This is a genomic window from Methylobacterium sp. BE186, from assembly GCF_031457035.1.
Lineage (GTDB): Bacteria > Pseudomonadota > Alphaproteobacteria > Rhizobiales > Beijerinckiaceae > Methylobacterium > Methylobacterium segetis.
Genome location: NZ_JAVDVV010000028.1, coordinates 1 through 24,121 on the forward strand (window position 1 = coordinate 1; position 24,121 = coordinate 24,121).

Below are 24,121 nucleotides of genomic sequence, written 5' to 3' on the forward strand. Positions count from 1 at the left end.
GATCTCCTCTGGCTTAGGTCGCTTCGCCATCTCGTCCGTCCTCCAGGCTCAATAGCCATACCAAAAGGGCGGACCACTCCCGTGGGGACGGATCAATCCGCGGCCTCAGATGCGCCTTTGCTCAGAGGCCGCGCGGTGATCGGGACGGACGCCACAAGACCGATGAACCACATCGATGTCCGCTGGGCGGGTGCGCGCAAATCGATGCGTCCGTTGAACTGAAAGCGCTCTAGCGGACGCGCTTTTGGCCCGCTTTCCATGTGTCTGCTGCGGCATACCCCAGCGGCCAAAGCGAGCTCTGCACGAAACGCACAGCTACTCCGGCAGGCTCTGGATCGGCGAGTTCAGCTTGCTTCAATCACCCTGTGGTGGAAGTTGGTTACACCGATGATCCCCTCTCGCTCTACCCTGATCATGGCTGTCCCCAGACAGGAAACACCGCTGGAAGCTGCGACCCGACACATTACCGAGGCCGAACAGCGCCGGGTGTCCCAGCTCAGATTGATCGCCGATCTCACAGGCCGAGAGCAGGCGTGCGCCCGGCAAGTTCTGACCGAGATTGAGCGAACGCTTGCGGTTGCCCGCGCCTTCCGATCGATCCTCCTTAGCCTTGAGGACGATGCCTGACTGCGCTCACGATCCGCCTGGAGAAGCCGTCCGCTCAGCGACATCGCGGGGTGAGGGCACGGTCAGGTCGCTGCCTGGAACGCGGCTAGGGGGGCCTCGACGTTGCAGACGAGCCCGGTTGGCTCGAATGCCAGCGTGATGTTCCCACCTACAGCGCCAGCGAGACCGCGCTCGATCAGGCGTGAGCCGAAACCCTTGCGGCTCGGTGGTGTGACGGGCGGACCGCCCTGCTCTGCCCAGCACAGCCGGACCAACGGCTCAACTTCAGTCTGATCGATGGTCCAGCGGAGCACGACCTGGCCGCCCGCGGTCGACAACGCTCCATATTTGGCAGCGTTGGTGCCGAGTTCGTGCAGCATCAGTGACAGCGAGAGGGCCGCGCTCGGCCCGGTGTGCACCTCTGGCCCGGAGATTTGGAAGCGGCCGGGCTGCCCGTCGTCGTGCAACGCGACAGCTGACCTGACCACCTCCGCAAGGCTCGCCCCCTTGTATTCGTGCTCCAGCAGGATGTCGTGCCCCTTGCCCAACGCGATCAGGCGCGCAGCCAGCGTCTCTCGCGCTTGCTCCAAGTCGGTGGCATTGCGCATCGTTTGCATGGTGATGGCCTGCACCATCGCCAGCAGGTTCTTCATCCGGTGGCTCAGCTCACGATTCAGTACTGCCTGCTGCTCTTCCGCCTGCACACGTCGGATTGCGCCACGTGCGCGATCGGCCACGGCCTGGACGAAGGTGACGTCCTGAGACGACCAGGTGTAGGCGGCACCCTTCGTGACGAAGAACGAGGCCACCAGCCGGCCGTGCTCCAGCACCGGCAAGTTCAGCAGCGCGCGAGCATTGATGTCGATGAGAGCCGCTGCGTCCGCGGCCGTGCGAGGGTCGTGCTCGGCATCTGCGATGATCACGACCTCGCCGGCGAGCAGGTTCTCGATGTAGGAGCCGTAGTCTCGGAACCGATGCAAGCCCGCGACGCTGGGTAGACCCGCTCGCGCCCAGTCCTGCGCGACCATGATGGCCTCCTGCACGGGGTCGACTGCGGAGTAGCCGGCCCGGTCGGCACCCAGTGTGTGGCCCATGATCTCGGCGGTGGCAGCGACGATCGCCGGCTCGTCGTCGAGATCGCGCAGCCGGTCACCCAACTCGATCAGAGCGGCCTGACGCAACTCGTTCTGCTTGCGCCGCGTGATGTTCAGGAATAGCGAGGCAAAGCACTCACCCTCATCCTTGCGGGTGCGCACCTCGAACCAGCGGCCGAGCGCCGGCACGTGGGTCTCGAAGGTGATCGGTTCGCCCGTGTCGACGACGCGGGCATAGGTATCGATCACCTCTTGCTGGATCGAGGGGATCACCTCCCGGACCGTGCGGCCGCTGCTGCTGATTGGAAGCCCGGTCTGGGTCGCGAAGGCGGGATTAAGCTCTAGGAAGCGGAAGTCGCATGCGTGGCCAGCTTCGTCGCGGATGATCTCGCCCCGGTGGAAGCCCTCCTGCATGCCGGTGAACAGGCCACGCCAGCGGGCCTCGCTGTCGGTGAGCTGCTGTTCGGTGGCCTTGCGCTGGGTGATGTCGCGCACCGTCATCACGGCGCCGTTCGACTGCCCTGCCTGGCTGACCGTGGCGCTGGTCGCAAGGACCGAGCGGGATGACCCGTGCTTGTGGAAGAACACGTCCTCGTGGTCGCGGATCGTCTCACCGCGACGGAGACTCTGCACGAACGGGCACTCCTCGGTCGAATATGGCTGACCATCGGGGTGGCTGTGATGCAGGAGCTGGTGTAGGTCCTGGCCGAGCATCTCGTCAGCGCGCCAGCCGAACATCTGCTCGGCCGCGGGATTCGCGAACGTGATCCGGCCGGCGCTGTCCAGCTGGAACACAGCCTCGCCGATGTGATCGGTGACCGTCTGCAGCGTCTGGCGCTGCTCGCTCATGACATCGCTGGCCAAGCGCTCGCGGGTGCGGTCGCGCAAGATCTTGAGGTAGCCCTCGTGGTTTCCGCTGAGTTCATCGAACAGCGGCACCATAGAGCCGCTCGCCCAGAAGCGGCGGCCGTCCTTGCACACATGCCAGCGCTCGTCGGCAGCGCGGCCCTTTTCGCGTGCGCAGGCCAGCTCCTGCTCCGGCACGCCGTCGGCCCGATCCTCGGGCGTGAAGATGATATGACCTGGGTCGCCGAGGGCCTCGGCCTCGGTCCAGCCGAACACAGCCTCGGCACCGTTGTTCCAGCTGCTGATCCGCCCCTTCAGGTCAAGGGTGAGGATCGCGAACTCCGTGGCGCTGTCGAGGATCGTCTCCAAGAAGCGCTCGCGTGCCGAGAACGGCAGAGGAGACCTACTTGCCATTGGCGATCAGGCTCGGTCCTGACCGCGCAGCGAGCTGAGCGGGCTCATGCGAGGGCAGCACAGCGCTCACGGCAGTCTCGCGGTGCTCTTGGACCTGGAGGAGCCGCAAGGCGGCGCGCATCACCTCGCTGTTGCTGCGATAGCGGCCGGAGGACACGCACGCGCCGACGAAGGCCTCCAGCTCGGGCGTGAGCGACACATTCATCGTCTTGCGGTGGGGCATCTTAGCGGCATGCCGGCACGCCGGCCCTGTGTCAATGATCGTTACACTTGAGGGAGTCCACTGAAGCACACCTCAATGATCAAGATCGAGCATGCGCGGGATGCATGACTGTTCCGGAAAGGTCTTAGATGCCGAGCGCCCCCGCGTTTGCTCGGAACGCTCGCGACGCGGGTCTCTGCCTAGGCGCTGACTTCAGTCCCGCCGCTGGCGCTCCATAACGTCCGACCTCCGAGTGGTTCTACAGCCCAGGTCCGTTCTGGAGGCATGTTCAAATTGGCGCTTCGCATCAACCAGTAAGCGGTGCATCTGCAGAGCCTTTGGGCTGAAGTAGAACCCTCGCTGGGACCGCGACGGCAGCGAGTATGAGGTATTCTCAACCTGTTAAGCACGTCGCCTTAATTTGCCTTGAGCCAGCAGAAATTTATCTCTGATTCCAGAAGATCCAGCATGGTTGCCGTGTGATCTGAGGAGCTCGGCGGCGATGGTCGTGAAACTTGCCACTGCAGAGGATGGACCCGGCGGTCTGCGCCTGTCCGAGCTGCTCGGCGCGCTAAGTCATGCTCTCGATCTGACGGAGGGACAGCCTGCCGGTCACTGTGTGCGCTCGACCTGGATCGCCATGCATGTCGGGCGCGAGTTGGGGCTGCCGCAGATGCAGCTCTGGGAGCTCTACTACACCGTGATGCTGAAAGATCTCGGCTGCTCGAGCAATGCGGCCCGCATCTGCGAACTCTATCTGTCCGACGATCTCGGCTTCAAACGCGATTTCAAGACCGTCAGCGACAGCCTGCCGAAGGTGCTCGGCTTCGTCTTCTCGCACACGGGCCTCAAGGCAGGATTGGCCGAGCGGTTCAGAGCGATCCTCAACATCCTTCAGAACGGCGGCGAAATCGTTGACGACCTGATCCAGACCCGCTGCCAGCGGGGCGCCGAGATTGCAGCGCGCCTGCGCTTCCCGGCCGCCGTCTGCGACGCCATCCATGCACTCGACGAGCACTGGGACGGGAAAGGCCGACCCGACCACTTGGCGGGATCGGCCATACCTCTCTACGCCCGCATCGCGCTCCTCGCGCAGGTCGTGGATGTGTTCCACACCGCGGCTGGTCGAGAGGCGGCGCTGGCTGAAGTTCGCGCCCGAGCAGGAGCTTGGTTCGATCCGCACGTTGTTGCCTGCCTTGAGCGCGTCGCCGAAGGCGAGGTCTTCTGGCAGACCCTCGGCTCGGACAATATCGAGCGCGCTGTGGCGGCTCTTGAGCCGGCCCAGAGCCTGATCGTCGTCGATGAGGACTACCTCGACGACATCGCGCGTGCCTTCGCGCAGGTGATCGACACGAAGAGCCCCTTTACCTCGGGGCACTCCGAGCGCGTGGCGGTATACACTGACCTGATCGCGGCAGAGCTGGGCTACAGCTCGGAGCGGCGGCGCTGGCTCAGGCGAGCGGCCCTCCTGCACGACATCGGCAAGCTCGGCGTCTCAAACTCCATCCTCGACAAGAATGGAAAGCTCGACGAGCAGGAGTGGCGCGACATGCGCAACCATGCCTCGCTGTCGGAAGGCATTCTGGCCCGGGTGAGTGCGTTTTGCGACATGGCGCGGATCGGTGGCGGGCACCATGAACGATTGGACGGCAAAGGCTATCCGCGGGGATTGGCGGGCGACGAGATCGAGCCTGAAACCCGCATCGTGTCGGTTGCCGACGTGTTCGATGCACTGACGGCGAACCGCCCCTACCGGGCAGCGATGCCGACTGAACGAGCGCTTGAGATCATGCGGGCTGACGTCGGCACCGCGTTTGATCCCGTCTGCTTTGCCGCTCTGGAGCGGGTACTTGCAGCCGTAGAAGGTGATCTCAGTCGGGCAGCCTGAGTGTTCAGAAGCTGCGGTCCGGCGGGCGTGAGGCACGCCAGCCGGATCCCTCAAGGTCAGACAGCCCCGAGTGCAACCTTGTCGAGGCTGCGGCTGATGCTGGCCACGCCGCCGGCTGCCGTTTGCATGTTTGCCGAGATCTCGCGGGTGACTGCGCTCTGCTCCTCAATCGCGCTCGCCACACCGGTCACATAGTTCTGCACCCTCGCAACCGTCGAGCTGATCGCCGCCAGAAGCCCGACCACATCACCCGACACCCGCTGCATCTCCACGATCTGGTCCGAGATCCGCGACGTCGCTGCCGTGGTCTGACTGGCGAGCGCCTTCACCTCGCCGGCCACGACCGCGAAGCCCTTGCCCGCCTCGCCGGCACGCGCCGACTCGATCGTGGCGTTGAGCGCCAGAAGGTTGATCTGCTCGGCGACCTTGGTGATCGTCTGCACCACTCCGTCCATCGCCCGCGCCGCATCCTGCAACTGTGTGGTCGCCCGGTCGGCGGCGAGCGTGCGGGTGTGGATGTCGTCCACGGCGGCCTTCGACTGCGCCATGTTCCCACTGATCTCGGTAACGGAGGCGCTCATCTCTTCGGCGGCCGACGCTACCGCCTGCACGTTGTTGAGGGTCTGCTTCGTCGCCTCGGTCGCCTCGAGCCGCGCCTGCACGCTCGCCGTGATGTCGGAGGCGTACTTCACGACCTTGAACGGCGTGCCGTTCATGTCGAAGATCGGGTTGTAGGTGGCCTGCAGCCAGATCTCGCGACCCTGGCGCCCGCGCCGCCTGTAGACGCCCGCCTTGAACGCGCCCCGGCTCAGATCGGTCCAGAAGGCCTGATACTCGCGGCTGGCCGCGTGCTCAGGCTCGACGAACATCCGGTGGTGCTGACTCTGGATCTCAGCGAGGCTGTAGCCGACCGTCTCGAGGAAGTTCTCGTTGGCGTCCAGGATCGTGCCGTCCACCGCGAAGGCGATCACTGCCTGCGAGCGGCCGATCGCCTGGATCTGCCCGTTGACGTCGGCGGCGTGCAGCTTCTGGGTGGTGACGTCGGTGGCGCACTTGATCACCTTGAAGGGGCGCCCAGAGGCATCGAAGACCGGATTGTAGCTCGCCTGCAGCCAGATCTCGCGGCCGCCCTTGGCCAGGCGCCGGTACTCGCCGGACTGGAACTCGCCCCGGCCGAGCCGCTGCCAGAAGTCGGCGTATTCCCAGCTCGCCGCGTAGGCCGGATCGACGAACATGCGGTGGTGCTGGCCCCGCACCGCCTCAAGGGGGTAGCCCACAGCCGTGAGAAAGTTCTCGTTCGCGTCGAGGATCGTGCCGTCGAGGGCGAAGTGGATGACGGCCTGCGCCTTGTTAATCGCGGCGATCTGCCCTTCGAACTCGGCATTGCGCTGCTTCTGAGCGGTGATGTCGGTGGCGAACTTCACCACCTTCACGAGCTTCCCGCCGCCGCCGAAGACGGGGTTGTAGGTGGCCTGGATCCAGACCTCGCGGCCGCCCTTGGCGAGGCGGCGGTACTCGGCTGCTTGGAACTGACCGGACCGCAGCGCCTCCCAGAAAGCCACGTAAGCAGGGCTAGTGGCCTCCGCCGGATCCACGAAGATGCGGTGGTGCTGACCGGCCACCTCTTGGAGCGTGTAGCCCATGGCGGCGAGGAAGTTCTCATTCGCGCTGAGGATCGTGCCGTCCGGCGCGAACTCGATGGTGGCCAGCGAGCGGTTCAGTGCGTCGAGCTTGGCCTTGAGATCAGCGTGGTCCTTGAGCTTGCCGAACATGCCAGGCCTCCGTGGGTACGCTCTGCCTTGCGTCAGCAGCAGCGATGATGATGGGGAGAGTGGGTTCAGCGCGGCTGGTGCGCGGTCATCGCGCCGATGAGGCGGTTGATGCTGGCTTCCAGCGCCTCGACCTGCTTCAGGAAATCACGCGGCCGGCTGGTCGGCGTCTTGCCGCCCGCACGGGTTGCTGCCTCGAAGTGCTCGGTGGCCATCATGAGCTCTCGGCGCAGCGTCTGCAGGTAGCCGGACAGTTCCGCGAGAGATTGCCGGTCCTGCTCCAGGCCGCGACGGCGAGCCTCGATCAGGCTCGTTTGCTCGGGGGCTGGCAGGAACAGGCTGACGACGTTCGAGTGTCTGGCGTGCATGCGAACGGTCCGCTGCTGCGGGCGCACGACCGCTCGCAGCCAGAGCAAGGCTCGGCTGTAGGGATGGAGCGCACGGCCGCCCGAGAGGCGGCATCGTATTGAGACAGAGTGGATGAAGGGCGGCGCTCGCCAGCCTCGAACCATCTGCAACCATAAAGTGACTGAGATTCCATAATTAAAGGTTAACTTGGACGCCGCTCGAAAATAGATCGGCACTAACATATGTGTGTTCAGCTGAGGATTGCCGATGCAACCAGCATGTTTGTCACAGTGAGACACAATCCCCTCGCTCGAACGCCCCGAGCAACTTGAGGTCAGGCGTTAACGAATCACTACTTACTGCTACCGGCTCGAACCGGCTCGCTATTCCACCCCATGGGCGTCCGCGGCGGCGGACAACCTCGCGCTCGAAGGCCAGGAAGTACTCGACACGGCCCTCAACGTTCTTGAGCGGCCGGCAATCGATCTCCGCAACGTACTTGGCGCCATCGGCTCGGTAGTTCGTCAGATAGCCATGGAACCGCTCGCCTGCCGCGAGGGCGTGCGCGAACTGATCCAGAGCCGGACGTCTGGTCTCACGGCCCTGCATGAAGCGCGGGCTGATGCCGACTACCTCCGCAATCGGCCGGCCAACAAGCTGGCTGAAGGCCTCGTTGGCATAGAGGATGGTGGGACCCGGCCTCTCGGACTTCGCATCCGTGACCACGACACCGACGGCCGAGCTGTGAGCGAAGGCGCGGATCACCTCAAGAACGGTCATCACCAAGCCGATTGGTAGAGCTTGAAGCTCCAGGAAGGCAGGCGATAGAGCATCGTCGCCTTCGGGACTACCGGCACAGAGGCATGCCCCACCCTCGTTCCTTGCTGCCTTGGCGCGTGATGCTCGTCCGATTGCCTTGCCTGCGTGAGATCATGACCGATCCTCCTCAGCCGGCGACAAGGTGAAGGTGTGTCTCCCGCGCGTGACTGACCTTGATCCGGTTGCGGCCCGCCCGCTTAGCTTCATAGAGCGCCTCGTCTGCTGCGGCGCACATCGCACCCGGCGTTTTCGCCAGCGCGTCGTGCGCTACACCGCAACTGACGGTTACGACGCTGTGGGGATTGGCCACGTGCGGCATGGCTCGGGCAGCCACGGTCTCACAGATGCGGTTAGCGACGATCTCGGCGCCCCGCGCGTCTGTCTCGGGAAGGATGACGGCAAACTCCTCGCCACCAATCCGGCAAGCCGTGTCGCTCGCGCGGCCCAGCCCAGCCTCGATAGAGCGGGCAATCAGTTTGAGCGCCTCATCCCCTTGCTGATGGCCATAGCGATCGTTGAAGCCCTTGAAGCAATCCGCATCCAGCAAAAGCAGTGACAGAGGTAGGCTTTGCCGCTGGCAGCGCTGCCATTCGCGTGCAAGCACCTCATCGTACTGGCGTCGGTTTGCCAGCCCCGTCAGCGCATCGGTGAGGGCCAGCTGCTCCAGCTCGGCGTTTAGGGCCGCGGTCGCGCGCTCCGCCGCTTTTCGCTGGATCAGCTCGCACCGGAACAGCCACGTCAGCACCATCGTGATAGCGCACAGGCTGAGCACCACGGCCCCGAGCACGAGCGCCTTGCGCCACCACTCGGCATAGATGTCCTCCGGTTTGACCGCGATGCTGAGATGCAGAGGAAGGTCGCCGACCTGCGTGAACACGAAGCTGCGCGTGCCTTCGCCCATCATGGCAGCTCCCTCGAAGCTGCCATGATGGGCTTGTAAGAGCTTCTGGTAGCTGTTGGTCGCTGAGACGCTGCGACCGATCTGCAGCTCATCGTAGGGCTCACGCATCACGATCGAGCCGCCGGGCCCATATAGAGCGATGTTGCCGAGGTGGTCCCCGACGGCCGCGAACAACTGACGAAAGTAGTCGAGGTAGACCGAGCCGATCGCGACACCCGCGAACGAACCGTCCGGGCCGGAGAGGCGCCGGCTGAGGATCAACACACGCCGGCCGGTGAGGCGTGAGATGATCGGCTGGCTGATGTGCAGACCGGGATCATCGTGGGTGGCATGGTACTGGAAGTACTCACGGTCGGCGTAGTTCAGGGGCGGAACGTCGAGCGACTTCGAGCTGATGACCAGGTTGCCGAGCTTGTCGAACACGAGCGTGTGGCCGAAGTTCTCGGCGGTAGAAGCGCGGTCGAACAGGATGAGCTGGCGGGTTGCCGGATCGGCATTGACGACGGCGGGGAGTTTCATGCCATCCACGATCGCGCGCAACGAGAGGTCGTACAGCTCGATGTTGCGGGCGATGTCGCGCCCTAGCACCTGAACGAGGCTATGAGAGGCGATGCGGGTGCGCCGAGCCGCGTCCAGGCGCATGTCCCAGAGCATGATCGCTGAGACGGCACACAGCCCCACGACCGTGAGTAGATTGAGAATTGTAAGCCAGCGCGCTGAGTGCACCCAGTTCAGCGAATAGGTTGATCTAAGGTTGCCTAACACTGCCAGCCCCTGCTCTGACCGTAGATCGTAGGGCCGTGACGTTGCTGAAACTTTTATAGTGCGGCTGTCTCGGCAGTTGCGGGCGTGGTGCTGCGCAGCCCTATCAGGGCTCGCTCCGCAGGCGCGTAGATGCGAATGCTTCTGCTGTGCTCTACGCAGAAGCGACCTTTTCCGAGACCAAGCGGAAGGAGAGCTCGGCAGCTTCAAATCGGGCGCGTTCTCCGTTTAAAAGTGCTCTTGAAAGCTAGGTCTTGTTACCTCACGCCTGCGGCGAGAAACGAGAATGCCTCATGCCTTGGCTGCGAGGTAGGGCAGAAGGCACCGAGCGCGGGCGTTTCCTAGACAGCGTGCTTGGTGGGCGCCTCCGTCTTCAGGGCGGGATGTCCCGGTTCTCACGAATCCACTTACGGGAGGCGGCCGTATACAGAAGGGTCAGCCGTCGAATGGCCGCTGTGGAGGCGCTGCTCACATTCGCTGGATGGCAGGAATGGGCGCATAGTTGCCGGCCGGGTTTGGCCGAGAACGGAACGGCAGCTCTCGGGCAAGTCACTGGGCTAAGCAGACGTCGCCCATCGGCCTGTGCCGCTTCTTGTGCAGGTTGTCGCGAGCGGTGTTCGAATAGGGTCTGGAACGATAGCGCGCCCGCTGGTCCAGAATACCGAGCGACGTATGCGCAACGAGGCACGTCGGCTCGTGAAACGGTCCAAACGAGCAAGCCCTATTGGAACGCCCCGGTATGGGGGTGAACGGCGCTTCTCGTTGCGCAGCGGCGCGTTCTACCAGCTTCTCGGCCGAGCTTTGCGGCGAGGAAGGCTCCGCCTGGAGCACGCAACGTCAGCGCCAAAGCACTGCTTTGCGCAACCCTGGCGAAACAGCGCGCAGATAGCGGCCGCATCAATGTCCGCTGAAAACGAGGGTTCGGATCGGCAGCACCAGTGCCTGCATCCGCAGGATCATGGCGTGCACGATGCCGACAGCATCGACTGCATGCAGAACCAAGGCCTTCAGCGGGCTGATGCTCCCGGAGGCGATCAGGTCGTGATTGCTGGTGTAGGCGTTGGCGATGCAGCTGCTGCCGCGTGTCACGTCATCGAGCCCGCCTTCGTAGAGCGGCTCGAGGAAGACCAGGATAGTCCCCGGTCGCGCCACCTGCTGGGGATCAATCAGCTGCTCCCCGCCGCGGTGCTGCCCTGCGGCGATGAAGTCCTGCACGCCTGTCACCACCATCGGGATGACGGTCCAGGGCTTCGAGACACAGGTGACCTCCGCAATCATGCCGGCCCTCATCACCTGCGCCTCGATTTGCCCGAAGCCGGCCACGATGGTCTTGCGCCCAGTGACGTCCGGGATCAGCACGCCGGCCGGGCGCATGAATGGGTTGACGATGTCGCCGACCCGAAGCGTGAACTGCTCCACCCGTCCGCTCACGCCGGCTCGGACGACGGTCTTCGCCAACTCCACTTCGGCTTGGGCGAGCGCCGCCTCAGCGCTGGCCTTCTGGGCCGGAAGGAGGCTGGAGATCTGCGCCTCAGCCGATTGTTTGGCGGCAACGGCCGCCGCAACGGCGCCACGGCGGCCGTTCACGAGGTTCTGTAGCTTCTCGATCTCGCGCACCGCCACGATGGCAGCGTTGCGCCGGTTGAGCTCTTGCTTCGTCTCCAGTTCGTCCACCGCCTGCTGAAGCGCGCTCGTGGCCTCCTGGATCCTGCCATCGGATGCCGCGACATCCGTCCGCGCCGATACGAGCGCGGCTTCGACCTCGGCGATCTTGCGGCGGGCAGCCTCCGCCGCCGCCGCCTGGGTCGAGCTGTCGAGCCTGAGGATCGGCGCCCCCTGCCTGACCTCACTGCTCGCGCCGCTCACGTAGACCTCGGCGACACGCCCGTTGATCTCCGGAACGATGGGCACTGTCCTGAAGTAGAGGGTGGCACTTGTTGTGGAGGGGTGATTGTAGAAGATCACCGTGATCAACCCGACCGTGAGCATCAGGCAGGTGATGATGCCCCAGCGGAGCTCGAACCACACCGAGTAGAGCGTGATCTCCTTGCCGAGTCGCTTGCCCTGGGCGAAGCGGCGGTAGAGGTAATCTGGCAGGATCGTCAGCACGGAGCAGAGCAGAAGCTCAAGCATCGTCAGCTCCCCGTGCCGGCCGGAACGATCTTCGGCATGGGCCGCGACGAGGGCTTGGGCGCCTCAGGCGGTGCGACCACGGCGCTGGTCTCGCCTGACACCTCGGCCGCTTCGTCGCGATGCGGGATGCCCGCCATCCGTTCGAGCGCCCTGGCCATCCGGCTGAGCGCCCCTCCGAAGTCCGGGATGTCGATCAGGGCGAGCAGCAGGCCGATCACCCAGAAGAGATGCACGTGCGTGAAGAGGGCGAGCAGACCCAGCACCGCAACGATCTCGAACTGCAGCTTGTGGCCCCGGTGGGCGATCCGCTCGGGCAGGGTGTGCAGGCGCAGGAACAGGAGCCCGACCGCCAGGACGGCGACGACGAGGATCACGGACGCGGCCACCGTTAGGACATCCGTCTCGCCCGGAGCGGTGATGAACGCCGGCAGGTGATGGGGCGCCGCGGGGTTCAGAGAGGCAGTCATGCGGGCCTCCAGCGGGAGCGACGAAGCCGTTCGGACGGGTGTTCCTGCCCCACGAGCAGCGCGTCTCGCGCTGGTGGTCCCCAAAGTGGGTGTACGCTAATCCGGCGCGACCGTCGCGCCTGTGTACGAATGGAGCGCCTCGTGAAGGCGAGCCAGGCACGAGCTAGGGTCTGCGATAGTGCCGAGCTGGCATCAGCGTACGGTCAAGGCGGCTAGGATTGTGTTCAGACATCAAGCATAATTCCGCGACGGTAATACTGTGCCGCCGCCGAGTTCGCACGGTAGAGCGGCCTGGGCCCTTTGGTTGCATCAGGAGCCCACTCAATGCTTCGCTCCGCAAGCCTGGCGTTCATCGTTCTGACCACCTCGGCTGCGCTGGGCGGCGAGCTTCCCCGGTACAATATCGGAGCGATGTGTCGGGCAGCCCCGACCCTGGAAGGCAGTGCCCGAAACACGGACCAGAACTGCGTGAGGGACGAAACGCAGGCCCGCACGCAACTTGAGCAGCAGTGGGCCGGCTTCAACGCGCAACGCCGCAATATTTGCGTTCAGGAAGCGAGCATCGGCGGGCCGCCAAGCTACGTCGCCTTGCTGACGTGCCTACAAATGTAAGCCGGCCAGCTTCTCCAGGGAGCACACCTACAGGAGGGAGCATGTCATCCGGGCTCGTCGATGATGCCGTTCTCGCGACGAGTCCCGAGGATCGCCCGGGCATGCGCTGGATCCCCGGCGGGACGTTCCGCATGGGCTCGGACCGGCACTACCCAGAGGAGAAACCCGTCCATCGTGTCACCGTCGGCGGCTTCTGGATGGACACGACGCCAGTGACCAACCGCCAGTTCCGCGACTTCGTCCGCTCGACCGGGCACGTCACGTTCGCCGAGAGAAAGCCTGACCCGACGGACTATCCAGGCGCCCTACCGGACCTGCTCTATGCGGGCTCGCTTGTCTTCACGCCGCCGAACCATCCCGTCGACCTGCGGCTCTGGGGCGAGTGGTGGACCTTGCTCAAGGGGGCCAACTGGCGGCGTCCCTATGGCCCGAAGAGGACCGTCCACGGCCTCGACGACCATCCCGTCGTGCACGTGACCTACGCCGACGCGCTCGCCTATGCGCGGTGGGCCGGCAAGGACCTACCCACGGAAGCCGAGTGGGAATTTGCTGCCCGGGGCGGTCTCGACGGGGCGGAGTTCGCTTGGGGCGATGCCTTCACCCCGGGTGGCCGTCACATGGCCAATACCTGGCAGGGCCAGTTCCCCTGGCAGAACCTCGCACAGGACGGCTTTCAGCGCACCTCGCCGGTCAAGGCCTTCCCGCCAAACGGCTACGGCCTCCGTGACATGACCGGCAACGTCTGGGAGTGGACGAGCGACTTCTTTGCGGACCGGCACCCGTCCGACGCGCCGAAGGCCTGCTGCATCCCGAAGGACCCGCGTGGGGGGCTGGAGGAGCGCAGCTACGACCCATGCCTCCCCGATATCCGGATCCCGCGACGGGTTCTGAAGGGCGGCTCGCACCTGTGCGCGCCGAACTTCTGCAGCCGCTACCGACCGGCGGCACGCCTCCCCGAGCCGGTCGACACCTCGACGAGCCACGTCGGCTTCCGCTGCATCGTCAGGGAAAGGAGCGTTCCATGACCCGTGATAAAGCCCTTATGCCGCCTCCGCGGGCTCGAAGCCGCCTTCAGTCCATGAGAGCGGCGCTGATCGGGGCCTCGGCCCTGATCACGATGACGCCGGCCGTGCCGACCTTCGCTCAGGCGCCGCAGCAGCAGAAGCCCAACATCCTCTTTATCGTCTCCGACGATACCGGCTACGGCGACTTGGGTCCCTACGGCGGTGGTCCGGGGCGCGGCATGCCAACCCCCAACATCGACCGCCTCGCCGACGACGGAATGACCTTCTTCTCGTTCTACGCCCAGCCCAGCTGCACCCCGGGCCGGGCCGCGATGCAGACCGGGCGGATTCCCAACCGAAGCGGCATGACGACGGTCGCGTTTCAAGGTCAGGGTGGCGGCCTACCGGCGGCCGAGTGGACGCTCGCATCCTTGCTGAAGCAGGGCGGCTACAAGACCTATTTCACGGGCAAGTGGCACCTCGGCGAGGCGGACTACGCGCTGCCCAACGCCCAGGGCTACGATGTGATGCAGTATTGCGGCCTCTACCACCTCAACGCCTACACCTACGCCGATCCGACCTGGTTCCCCGACATGGATCCCGACCTCAGGGCCATGTTCCAGAAGGTCACCAGAGGAGCCCTCTCCGGCAAGGCAGGCGAGAAGGCCGTCGAGGATTTCAAGGTCAACGGCCAGTACGTGAACACCCCCGTCGTGGACGGCAAGGAGGGCGTCGTCGGCATCCCGTTCTTCGACAGCTACGTGGAGAAGGCCGCCCTCGGCTTCCTCGACGACGCGGCAAAGGGCGGCGCGCCCTTCTACATCAACGTCAACTTCATGAAGGTGCACCAGCCGAACATGCCGGCCCCGGAGTACGAGCACAAGTCGCTTTCGAAGAGCAAGTACGCCGACTCGGTCGTGGAACTCGACGCCCGCATCGGCCGGATCATGGACAAGCTGCGGTCGCTCGGGCTCGATAAGAACACCCTCGTCTTCTACACGACCGACAACGGCGCGTGGCAGGACGTGTACCCCGATGCCGGCTACACCCCGTTCCGCGGCACCAAGGGCACCGTCCGCGAGGGCGGGAACCGGGTACCGGCGATGGCCGTCTGGCCGGGCAAGATCAAGCCGGGCACGAAGAACCACGACATCGTCGGTGGCCTCGACCTGATGGCCACGTTCGCATCGGTCGCGGGCCTGAAGCTGCCCGAGAAGGACCGCGAGGGTCAGCCGATGACCTTCGACAGCTACGACATGTCGCCGGTGCTGCTCGGGACGGGCAAGTCCGAGCGCAAGTCGTGGTTCTACTTCACCGAGGACGAGCTGACCCCGGGCGCAGTCCGAGTTGGCAACTACAAGGCCGTGTTCAACCTGCGTGGCGATGACGGCGCCCACACCGGCGGCCTCGCGGTCGACACCAACCTCGGCTGGAAGGGATCCAGCAAGTACGTCGCGACGGTCCCGCAGGTGTTCGACCTCTGGCAGGACCCGCAGGAGCGGTACGACATCTTCATGAACAACTACACGGAGCGCACCTGGACGATGGTGACGATGAGCGAAGCGGTGAAGGGGCTGATGAAGACCTACGCGCAGTTCCCGCCGCGCAAGCTCCAGAGCGAGGTGTACACCGGGCCTGTCACGATCTCGCAGTACGAGCGCCTGCAGAGCGTGCGTGAGCGACTCGCGAAAGAAGGCATCACCCTGCCGCTGCCCACGGGCCAATAATGGCAGTCAGCGAGACTCAGGGCGGACGCCTCTCCGTGGGCGCCCGCCGGACTGATGCGAGACAGACCGTGATGAGGCTGCGTCCGTCCCGCTTCTGGGCCCTCGCGCTGGCCGCGGCATGGATCTCGACCGCCACTGCGCAACCTGATCCGCTGCCGTCCTGGAACGACGGGCCTGCCAAGCGGGCCATTGTCGCGTTCGTGACCGACGTGACCCGCGAGGGCTCGCCGGACTTCATCCCGAGCCCTGAGCGGATCGCCACCTTCGACAACGATGGCACGCTCTGGATCGAGCAGCCGATCTATGTTCAGTTCGCCTTCGCGCTGGCCCGGGTCCGCGAATTAGCGCCGCTGCATCCGGACTGGAAGGACAGGCAGCCCTTTAAGGCCGTCCTCGACCGCGACATGGAGGCGCTCGCCGCAGCCGGCGAGCAGGGCGCGGCCGAGATCGTCGCCGCGACGCATGCGGGCATGACGCCGGAGGCGTTCCGCCAGATCGTCAGGGACTGGCTCGCCACGGCCCGGCATCCGCGCTTCGACCGTCCCTACGAGGAACTCGTCTACCAGCCCATGCTGGAAGTTCTGGCCTACATGCGGGCCCATGGCTTCAAGACGTTCATCGTCTCCGGCGGCGGTATCGAGTTCATGCGGGCCTTCGCGGAGAAGCGCTACGGCATCCCGCCCGAGCAGGTTGTGGGCTCCAGCATCGTCACGAAGTTCGAGACGCGTGACGGCCGCTCCGTCCTGTTCCGCCTGCCGCACGTGAACTTCGTCGACGACGGGGTCGGTAAGCCGGCGGGCATCGAGCAGCAGATTGGCCGCCGACCGGTCGCCGCGTTCGGCAACTCTGACGGTGACCTTCAGATGCTGCAATGGACCACGGAGGCGGGCGGGCGCCGCCTCGGCGTGGTTGTGCACCACACGGATGCTGAACGCGAGTACGCCTACGATCGGCAGTCGAAGGTTGGCCGTCTCGACAAGGCGCTGGAGACCGCAGCCACGGACCGCTGGACGGTGATCGACATGAAGCGGGATTGGAAGACGGTCTTCCCGTTCGAGCGGAGCCTTGTGGCTCATCCGCCCATCAAGCCCGGGATGCCCGATCCGTGATGTTCGATTGAGAGACGGCGAGATCTAAAAGGCCGCCTCTCGAACCGAGTCTCTCCATAACATCCAATCGGCGAGCGCCGCGATGCTGCGTGCCCAGAGTGGAGTGTCCGCTGATGTGCTCAGCATGACGAGCGGGTGCCGGGCTTTGGCCAAGGAGCTGTGGCAGCGATGGCAGGCTACGGCCTAGTGCAAGACGCCTTCGGCGATGAGGGCGTGCTCGATCTCCATGCGTCGCACGATGCTGTCGAGCAAAAGCTCCTGCGCCCGATGGGTCACAAGGTCCGCCTCCTCGAAGTTGGCGAACGCCTCTGAGTCGAGCACATGCTCGTCCGGGCCGCTGCAAACCGAGAGCCAGGGCATCCCTGGCATTGGCGGCGGATACACGGCGAAGACATAGTGGGCGACCTCGGCCTCCGCGTTCTGGAGCATGCGACGCCCTCCGGGTACCAATCCCTGCTCAACCCCAGGCATAGCCCGTTGTTCGCGTGTCGATGGTCGACCACGAGTTCCGAGCACGCCGAGATCAACCGGGCGCTCCGGGACGCGGCCTAGTGCAGGCATCTGCCCATCTGGAACTTCGCAGAGAAGTCCGCCGCGCAGCGTGCCGTCTCAACTTCCGCCTTGTCGCGAGTATCGGAGGAGACGGCAGCGACGACGCGTCCGTTAGGATCCAGACACACACTCAGCCAGGGCAGGCCCTGCCGAGACGGATGATAGGTCTCGAAGGTGAAGATGGGGGCGCCCTTGGCGCCTTCGGTGTAGGGCATGGTCTTCCCTCATGGCGCACGGTGCTGATGCCGACACCCTACCGGGTTATCGCCTCTGAGGCGAACCGCGCGGCCTCGCACGCGGACAAAGGAGTTGCTTGAAAGCCTCGGTTGGATTGTGTCTCTGCGTGCCTATGGTCCGATCCGAACTCGTCACCCGCCTCGCGGCGCAGAACCCGCACCTCTCCGAGAAGGACTGCGAGGCGATCGTGAACGCGATCCTCGGCCGGCTTGAGCACGCTCTCGCGGCTGGCGACCGGGCCGAGATCCGCGGCTTCGGGGCGTTCTCGACCAAGAACATGCGGGCGCGCCAAGGCCGCAATCCACGGACCGGCGCGAGCGTGGTCGTGACGGAAAAGAGGGCGCTCCACTTCAGGCCCGGCAAGGAGATCCGGCAGCGGTTGAACCCCGCGATGTCCAATGACGTGCCAGAGCTGCGCCGGGTAGGCTGAAGCAACCCGCGGTTGCGCTCGATCAACCCCTCGATGTCGCTGCGGCCGGTACCCCGTTCTCACAAATACGCCTACGTAGGGTGGTTAGCTCCAGAATGCCCAGCCCGCGAATGGCCGCTTTGGAGATGCCGTCAGGATCGGCTGGACTGCGGCAACAGGCGCAAAGCCGAATGACAGCTTCTGGGTCGCCAACCATCCTCGGCTGCCCACCTTAGCCGGCCATCGGGCACCCATTTCGAGCGCCCGCGGCCTAAACGGGAGCTTGACCCGTTGAACGGCCGAGATGGGCTCGCCTGCCATTTGGAAGCGGGGCTCGCCGCCAGCGAGACGAGGAGCCCTGCCCATCAGATTTCGGTGCTCTCGGCCAGCACGAGCGCATCCTCAACATCGACGCCAAGGTACCGCACGGTGCTCTCGATCTTCGTGTGCCCGAGCAGGATCTGCACAGCGCGCAAGTTGCCCGTCTGCTTGTAGATGATCGACGCCTTGGTCCGCCGCAGCGAGTGCGTCCCGTAATCCTCACACCGTAAGCCGATGCCCACCACCCATTCATCAACGAGACGCGCGTACTGCCGCGTGCTCATATGAGCGGCGTGGTTGATCCGGCTCGGAAAGGCAAACTCGTGGAGCGTGCCACCTCGGCAGTCCAGCCAAGCCAGGATGCTGGCGCGAGCGGGGTCGAGAAGCTCGAACTGCACAGGCCGGCCGGTCTTGTGCTGCACGATCGTGGCGCGGGAGCGGACTCGGCCGCCGCTGGTCAGATCGCAGACCCTGAGCCTCACGAGGTCGCAGCCGCGCAGCTTGCTGTCGATCGCAAGATCGAACAGGGCGCGGTCGCGGATGCGCCTCTCGCGGTCGAGCCAGAACCGGATGGCCCAGACCTGCTGCGGTTTGAGTGGGCGCTTGGCGCCGAGCTTGCGCCCTGCGTTCCATGGTTTGCGGTCTTTGAAGGCGGGGTCGTACTCTGAGTGTCCCATGGATTGTCTCCTGACCAGACCTGCTGGCCGGCCGGAGAAGGACCGTTGGGGCAACCAAAGGGACTTTTTGGCCGTAAGCAGCCTGTCCGCTTCGAGGCTCAAGGTGCGAGGAAGCAGATGGGCTGGATGGCTCCCGCTTCCCGGCGCTGCGGCGCCAAGAAGGTGCTGTCATGCAGCAGGAGCTTGGAGCCACGACGATGGAGATCACGACCGTCGGCATCGACTTGGCCAAGAACGTCTTCCAAGTGCACGCCATCAGTTGCACGGGCGAGGTTCTCGTCCGGCGCGCGCTCAGGCGGGCGCAGGTGATGCCCTTCTTCCGCAAGCTCCCGCCCTGTCTGATCGGCATGGAAGCTTGCGGCACGAGCCATCATTGGGCGCGCGAACTCACGGCCCTCGGTCACGAGGTGCGACTGATGCCGCCGGCCTACGTCAAACCGTACGTAAAGCGCGGTAAGACTGATGCGGCGGACGCCGAGGCGATCTGCGAGGCTGTCACGCGCCCGACCATGCGCTTCGTGCCGATCAAATCGGTCGAGCAGCAATCAGCCTTGTCTCTGCATCGGACGCGCGATCTCCTGGTCCGGCAGCGCACGCAGTTGGTCAACATGGTCCGCGGGCTGCTGGCCGAGTTCGGCATCGATATCCCGAAGGGTCTCCCGCACGCCCTCGCCTTCGTACGGCGTGCGATCGCCGGTGAGGCGCACGAGGTCCCGAAGCTGGCCGCCAAGGTGATCGGCGCCCTGGCCGAGCAGGCGATCGCGGTGCAGGACAGCATCCACCGGCTCGAACGCGACCTGCTGGCTTGGTACCGCTCGAACGATCTCGCCCGACGCATCGCCACCGTACCCGGCGTCGGCCTGCTCGGCGCGACCGCGCTGGCCGCCACCGTCACTGATCCGAGCCACTTCCGCTCCGGGCGTCAGTTTGCGGCCTGGCTGGGTTTGACACCGCTCAACAACTCCAGCGGCGGCAAGGAACGGCTCGGCCGGATCTCAAAGATGGGCGACCAGTACCTGCGCCGGCTTCTCGTCACCGGCATGACCTCGCTCGTCCGGCGCAACAAGCACCATCCTAGCGCGGCCGACCCGCGCCTGAACGCGTTGCTCGCCCGCAAGCCGGTGCGGGTCGTCACGGTCGCGATGGCCAACCGCACGGCGCGGGCGATCTGGGCCATCATGGTGCGTGGCGAGGTCTACCGGATGCCGGTGACCAGCGTGGCCACGGCCTGATGGCGAAATCCCTGATCCGTTCAAGCGCGGTACCGCGCGAAGGAGGTTGCCAGGACCCTGTGAAGTGATGGCGCACCGGTCAGACCGGGGACGAGGACAACCCGCTAAACGTCAAGGGCGTCGAAGCCCGCGAAGCAGAATGGGACCTCATCCGCGGAAACCATCAGGGCCAGCGGTCGATGACCGCGCGAACAGGCCGGACACAAGACGGCACCCGACCAGCCCGCCAGCCTTCAGAGACCCCCTTGCAACGCGGGAGCCATCCACACAAGACGTTTAGCGCAGCTCAGGTAGATGCCTTGAAGTGACCCGTTGCAGATGGAACGGGCTTGGACCCAGCCCTGGCTCGGGCGTACACAAGTGGCTGAGGTGCTGCGCAGGGTCCGAGCTACGGTTCTTCGCTGACCAGCGCCTGATCGCTCTGTGCCGGGGAGCTCCGATGCCCAGCCAAGAGCAGATGATGAAGCGCCAGCAGGTGCTGGCCGACTTCGGCGAGTTCGCCCTGCGCAGCGAGAACCTCGACGAGGTCCTCACTGAAGCCTGCAGGCTCGTGGGCGAGGCCCTCGGCATCCATCGCGCCAAGATCCTGGAGATCCAGGAGGGCGGGCAAAGCCTGCTCGTACGCGCCGGCGTCGGCTGGGATCCGGGCATCGTTGGTCGGCTGCGCCTGCCGATGGGCGAGCACTCCTCCGAGACCTTCGCGATCAAGGAAGGCAAGCCCGTCTTCACGCAGGACATCCGCAAGGAGGAGCGCTTCGAGGTCCCCGAGTTCATGAAGGAGGCTGGCGTGGTGGCACTGGTCAACGTGCCGATCTTCGTGCCGGGCCGGAAGGCGTACGGCCTGCTGCAGGTGGACGCGACCGAACCGCGCGACTTCGGCAACGAGGACACCCAGTTCCTGCGCACCTACGCCACCATCCTGGGGCCGGTGATCGACCGCCTGCAGAAGGTGAGTGCCTTGCGCTTGACCGAGGAGCGCTTCCGGCGCTTCGCCGAGCATTCGGCGAACGTGCTCTGGCTCGTCGACCTGGAGAGCCGACAGGTCGATTATCTCAGCCCGGCCTTCGCGCAGGTCTGGGGCATGCCTCCCGAGGACATGCCGGATGTCGCGAGTTGGCTCGCGAGCGTCCACCCGGAGGACCAAGACGGCGCGGCGCGAGCGCTGGAGCGGGTCGGTCGCGGCGAGACGCTGGTCCTGAAGTACCGTATCCTGCGCGCCTCCGACCGCGCCGTGCGCCGCATCCGAGACACCTTCTTCCCGATCCCAGGCATTGACGGACGCAGCCGGTCAGCGGGCGGCATCGCGCAGGACATCACCACCGACACCGGCCTGCGCACCTACGTGGTCGCGGTCGGAGATGACGCCCGACGCGGCCTCGTCGATGCCCTGCAGGCCGCCGGGTACGAGGTGCGAGCCTTTGCGAGCGGTCAGGCTCTCCTCAAGATTGCGGCCTCGCTGATGCCCGGCTGCGTCGTGTTCAACCTGATGGAAGCCGACGACCTAGTTTTCACAGGCGAGCTGAAGGCGGCACGCGCGCACCTGCCCGTGGTGGCGGTCGGTGCGAGCGGTGGCGACGCCGGCTTCGGGGTCCGCGTCATGAAGGCGGGGGCGGTCGATTTCCTCGAAGCGCCCTGGACATCGGAGGTGCTACTGTTCGCGGTCAAGACAGCGCTGGCCGAAATCCGCGACGCGGCGGAGCGGACACATGCGCGCGACGAGTCCCATGATCGGATCGCGTCTCTGTCGGCACGCGAGCGTTCGGTGCTGGAGGGGTTGCTCGGGGGCGGCACCAACAAGAGCATCGCCCGCACGCTGGGCCTGAGCCCCCGAACGGTGGAGATCTACCGCGCCCGGGTCATGGAAGCGCTCGGCGCCCACACCTTGTCCGAGGCCGTGCTCATCGCGACCGAAGCTGGCGTACGCCCCGCCCTCCAGGACGGCGACTAGGCCGCAGCCCGGCGCCCCCCGCAGGAAGCAGGCTGCTCTAGGCCCCGGGACAGCCGGCGAACGCGAGAGGTACCCCGCCTCGAACTCCGTGAGCTGACGCAGCCGCCACGGCGCGAGTAGCAGACGCACCGAACCGTGAGCGAAATCGCCTATGGCTGGGGGTTCTCGGACATGACTCGTTTCGGCCGCCGGTTCAAAGCCGCCTATGGCCTAAAGCCGAGTGAGTGTTGCCGCACAAAGACAGCCTAAGCGGAACCTGCACCGTTCCGTTGAGACGTTGAGAGCCGAATGGTGAACAGCTCTCGTGCGGTTTCATCGGCAACCGTCATGACCCACTCTCCGCCGGACCAAATGTCGCCCAGCGCATTGTCGATCATCAACTCGCCAATGATCTTCAGGGCCTCCCTTCTGGCTGCCTCTAAACCAGCAAGTTCAACCCCGACTGTGTCGGTGTGGTGCCGTCCTTCGTCGATGTGGAAGAAGTACCGCGGCATTCATCGCTCGCCCAAATCGGGTGACCAAAAGTAGAGCGCCCGACACCGCCCGGATCGGCCGAGATGGCACAATCCGTCGGCTTTTCTGACCTACAAGGGACCCCGGACACCGAGTGGCCGGCGCCCAACTGGTGAGCCCATCTCGGGCCTCGCACGCGCGGAACGCGGAGGATGCGATCTGGTTCCACGTGGCGCAACAATTTTTGCGAGCGGCTCCTGCAGACGCTGTGTCGCGATGATAGATGGAAGACGGCGGCGGGCCGATCCAAGGTAGCGGGCCTACGGCGGGTGCCAGTGTTCCACTAGGGCTTGCCCTGGCGGAGCGTTCCAAAGCGGCTCCAAGAGAGTGGTTTCCAGGCTTCTGGAACGCGCCGCAGGGAGCATCTGAAAGCCTACTGGAACGATCCAGTTCGAGACCTAGCCCGCGGACTGGCGCTCGTTCGCGCTCCTTGCTCCGGGCTGTTTCATGAGGTCTGCTCGCAAGCGTTCTGCCTCGGCTTCGTGCCTCGCGGCTGATGCTGCGATCCGCCAGCAGAGATGGCCGTAGTACGAGCGGACTGACTGCATCAGGTGCGTCACCGGTCCCTCCATCAGAACGGCACGCCACAGCCGGCGATGCTGCCGAGCGACGTGCGAGCCTCGATCGATCTGAGAGATTGGCGGCCTTCGGCTTCCTGCCAAGACTGGACGAACAACCAGACAGCCTGTGGGGCGTGCGGCGCTGCTGTCTTGGCCCGCTGCTCACGTCGTGCAGTAGCGACGCAGACCCGCTCACGCGCGTGGGACTACGTGAGATTGTGTTCGTTGAGGTAAACCTCAGCGGACGCAATCTGACGTGGTGTGATGCAAATCAGCCGCGCATTCGGATCGGGTGGCTTCATGCCCCACAGGCTTGATCCGAGCATGGGTGCGGCTTGCAGGCAATCCGCCGATGACACCGAGTGCGCGAGCCGTGCGTTTCCTCAGAGCATCCGCTTCTCCGCCCTGTCAGCCGAAGCCGAACTGGACGTGCCGCCACAGCAAGATGGCGGACGGCATCACTGATGGATGTATTTGCTAGGCGGGTTCAGGAGACCACGATGAGACATGCAGTCTCTACCGCCGAAATTGAGACCGACACCTTGCTGCAGACCATCATTGAGAGCGAGCAGGTTGGTCTAACGTTCAGCGCTGTTCGCGACGGAGGATCACTCACGACCTGGCGGGAGGCCGGGAGGGCACAGCTCGGCCCAGATTTCGGCTGTTCCGCCGACCCGGTTGGAGCTGCTCACTGGGCAGAACTGCACCGCCTCGGTGCAGCGATCCATGCAGCCGGCGGCCTTGATGCAGTGGATGAGGCCATCATGCACGTCGTTCAAATGGATCCGGCATCCTCGGATTGGCGCGCAATGGTGCTGGAGAGCGTGTGGTTTGATGTCGGGCGTGCATCATGACGGCCGGGCGAGCGCACGTCCCTTCGACACCACCGCAGATCCTCAGCGGCGGGAACACCCGGCCCATACGCTGAATACATCGTTGTCCACTGCGGTATACCCCAGAGGACAAGCTGA

At 65.1% G+C, this 24,121-nt stretch carries 22 protein-coding genes; 10 read left to right on the top strand and 12 right to left on the bottom strand.

Features of this window, described 5'->3' with window-relative positions:
• Nucleotides 1-689 precede the first annotated feature (689 nt).
• Nucleotides 690-2,960, bottom strand: a complete 2,271-nt coding sequence (locus J2X36_RS21960) for a PAS domain S-box protein (protein ID WP_310353765.1) — start codon at nt 2,958-2,960, stop codon at nt 690-692.
• Nucleotides 2,950-3,183, bottom strand: coding sequence for a type II toxin-antitoxin system ParD family antitoxin (locus J2X36_RS21965; protein ID WP_310353768.1), 234 nt, complete (start codon nt 3,181-3,183; stop codon nt 2,950-2,952). The genes J2X36_RS21960 and J2X36_RS21965 overlap by 11 nt, the downstream gene beginning before the upstream one ends.
• Nucleotides 3,184-3,664: 481 nt before the next feature.
• On the opposite strand from J2X36_RS21965, the gene J2X36_RS21970 reads away from it, so the two are divergent.
• Nucleotides 3,665-5,050, top strand: coding sequence for an HD-GYP domain-containing protein (locus J2X36_RS21970; RefSeq protein ID WP_310353769.1), 1,386 nt, complete (start codon nt 3,665-3,667; stop codon nt 5,048-5,050).
• A 56-nt stretch (nt 5,051-5,106) separates the two neighbouring features.
• On the opposite strand, the gene J2X36_RS21975 is transcribed toward J2X36_RS21970, so the two are convergent.
• The 6 genes from J2X36_RS21975 to J2X36_RS22000 form a co-directional block, all read right to left on the bottom strand.
• The gene (locus J2X36_RS21975; protein WP_310353772.1) at nt 5,107-6,822 is read right to left on the bottom strand and encodes a PAS domain-containing methyl-accepting chemotaxis protein; all 1,716 of its coding nucleotides are present in this window, start codon (nt 6,820-6,822) and stop codon (nt 5,107-5,109) included.
• Between the two features lie 65 nt (nt 6,823-6,887).
• Complete coding sequence (locus tag J2X36_RS21980; protein ID WP_310353775.1) at nt 6,888-7,214, bottom strand: hypothetical protein; 327 nt, start codon at nt 7,212-7,214, stop codon at nt 6,888-6,890.
• 238 nt (nt 7,215-7,452) lie between these two features.
• A complete protein-coding gene (locus J2X36_RS21985) occupies nt 7,453-7,947 on the bottom strand; it encodes a PAS domain-containing protein (RefSeq protein WP_310353778.1) in 495 nt (164 codons plus the stop codon).
• 166 nt (nt 7,948-8,113) lie between these two features.
• Nucleotides 8,114-9,541 carry a sensor domain-containing diguanylate cyclase gene (locus tag J2X36_RS21990; protein WP_310353780.1) on the bottom strand — a complete coding sequence of 476 codons (1,428 nt, stop codon included), beginning with the start codon at nt 9,539-9,541 and terminating at the stop codon, nt 8,114-8,116.
• 1,005 nt (nt 9,542-10,546) lie between these two features.
• The gene (locus J2X36_RS21995) at nt 10,547-11,782 is read right to left on the bottom strand and encodes an HlyD family secretion protein (RefSeq protein ID WP_310353782.1); all 1,236 of its coding nucleotides are present in this window, start codon (nt 11,780-11,782) and stop codon (nt 10,547-10,549) included.
• Nucleotides 11,783-11,784: 2 nt separating this feature from the next.
• Nucleotides 11,785-12,249, bottom strand: coding sequence for a hypothetical protein (locus J2X36_RS22000; RefSeq protein WP_310353784.1), 465 nt, complete (start codon nt 12,247-12,249; stop codon nt 11,785-11,787).
• A 324-nt stretch (nt 12,250-12,573) separates the two neighbouring features.
• Between J2X36_RS22000 and J2X36_RS22005 the strand changes: the two genes are divergently transcribed.
• From J2X36_RS22005 to J2X36_RS22020, 4 genes are all read left to right on the top strand, one after another.
• A complete protein-coding gene (locus tag J2X36_RS22005) occupies nt 12,574-12,861 on the top strand; it encodes a hypothetical protein (RefSeq protein WP_310353787.1) in 288 nt (95 codons plus the stop codon).
• Nucleotides 12,862-12,962: 101 nt separating this feature from the next.
• The gene (locus J2X36_RS22010; protein WP_310353789.1) at nt 12,963-13,886 is read left to right on the top strand and encodes a formylglycine-generating enzyme family protein; all 924 of its coding nucleotides are present in this window, start codon (nt 12,963-12,965) and stop codon (nt 13,884-13,886) included.
• A gap of 92 nt (nt 13,887-13,978) precedes the next feature.
• Nucleotides 13,979-15,592, top strand: a complete 1,614-nt coding sequence (locus tag J2X36_RS22015) for an arylsulfatase (RefSeq protein ID WP_310353930.1) — start codon at nt 13,979-13,981, stop codon at nt 15,590-15,592.
• Nucleotides 15,593-15,663: 71 nt separating this feature from the next.
• Nucleotides 15,664-16,701 (top strand): HAD family hydrolase, encoded by a 1,038-nt coding sequence (locus tag J2X36_RS22020; protein WP_310353792.1) that lies wholly within the window; start codon nt 15,664-15,666, stop codon nt 16,699-16,701.
• A 183-nt stretch (nt 16,702-16,884) separates the two neighbouring features.
• On the opposite strand, the gene J2X36_RS22025 is transcribed toward J2X36_RS22020, so the two are convergent.
• Nucleotides 16,885-17,130, bottom strand: a complete 246-nt coding sequence (locus tag J2X36_RS22025; protein ID WP_310353795.1) for a hypothetical protein — start codon at nt 17,128-17,130, stop codon at nt 16,885-16,887.
• A gap of 119 nt (nt 17,131-17,249) precedes the next feature.
• Nucleotides 17,250-17,468, bottom strand: a complete 219-nt coding sequence (locus J2X36_RS22030) for a hypothetical protein (protein WP_310353796.1) — start codon at nt 17,466-17,468, stop codon at nt 17,250-17,252.
• Nucleotides 17,469-17,602: 134 nt separating this feature from the next.
• Between J2X36_RS22030 and J2X36_RS22035 the strand changes: the two genes are divergently transcribed.
• Entirely contained in the window at nt 17,603-17,920 is a 318-nt protein-coding gene (locus tag J2X36_RS22035; protein ID WP_310353931.1) for an integration host factor subunit beta, read from the top strand.
• Nucleotides 17,921-18,264: 344 nt separating this feature from the next.
• Here J2X36_RS22035 and J2X36_RS22040 read toward each other — a convergent pair whose 3' ends face one another.
• Nucleotides 18,265-18,897, bottom strand: coding sequence for a tyrosine-type recombinase/integrase (locus tag J2X36_RS22040; protein WP_310353799.1), 633 nt, complete (start codon nt 18,895-18,897; stop codon nt 18,265-18,267).
• A gap of 197 nt (nt 18,898-19,094) precedes the next feature.
• Here J2X36_RS22040 and J2X36_RS22045 point away from each other — a divergent pair, with 197 nt between their 5' ends.
• The 3 genes from J2X36_RS22045 (at nt 19,095) to J2X36_RS22055 (ending at nt 22,326) form a co-directional block, all read left to right on the top strand.
• Nucleotides 19,095-20,129, top strand: coding sequence for an IS110 family transposase (locus J2X36_RS22045; RefSeq protein ID WP_310353801.1), 1,035 nt, complete (start codon nt 19,095-19,097; stop codon nt 20,127-20,129).
• Between the two features lie 439 nt (nt 20,130-20,568).
• On the top strand, nt 20,569-22,077 hold the full coding sequence (locus J2X36_RS22050) for a LuxR C-terminal-related transcriptional regulator (RefSeq protein ID WP_310353803.1): 1,509 nt from the start codon (nt 20,569-20,571) through the stop codon (nt 22,075-22,077).
• Between the two features lie 135 nt (nt 22,078-22,212).
• Nucleotides 22,213-22,326, top strand: coding sequence for a hypothetical protein (locus J2X36_RS22055; protein ID WP_310353804.1), 114 nt, complete (start codon nt 22,213-22,215; stop codon nt 22,324-22,326).
• Here the strand turns inward: J2X36_RS22055 and J2X36_RS22060 are convergent.
• Nucleotides 22,323-22,571, bottom strand: coding sequence for a DUF6894 family protein (locus tag J2X36_RS22060; RefSeq protein WP_310353806.1), 249 nt, complete (start codon nt 22,569-22,571; stop codon nt 22,323-22,325). The genes J2X36_RS22055 and J2X36_RS22060 overlap by 4 nt on opposite strands.
• Nucleotides 22,572-23,650: 1,079 nt before the next feature.
• Between J2X36_RS22060 and J2X36_RS22065 the strand changes: the two genes are divergently transcribed.
• Nucleotides 23,651-24,004, top strand: coding sequence for a hypothetical protein (locus tag J2X36_RS22065; protein WP_310353807.1), 354 nt, complete (start codon nt 23,651-23,653; stop codon nt 24,002-24,004).
• The last annotated feature ends 117 nt before the right edge of the window (nt 24,005-24,121 follow it).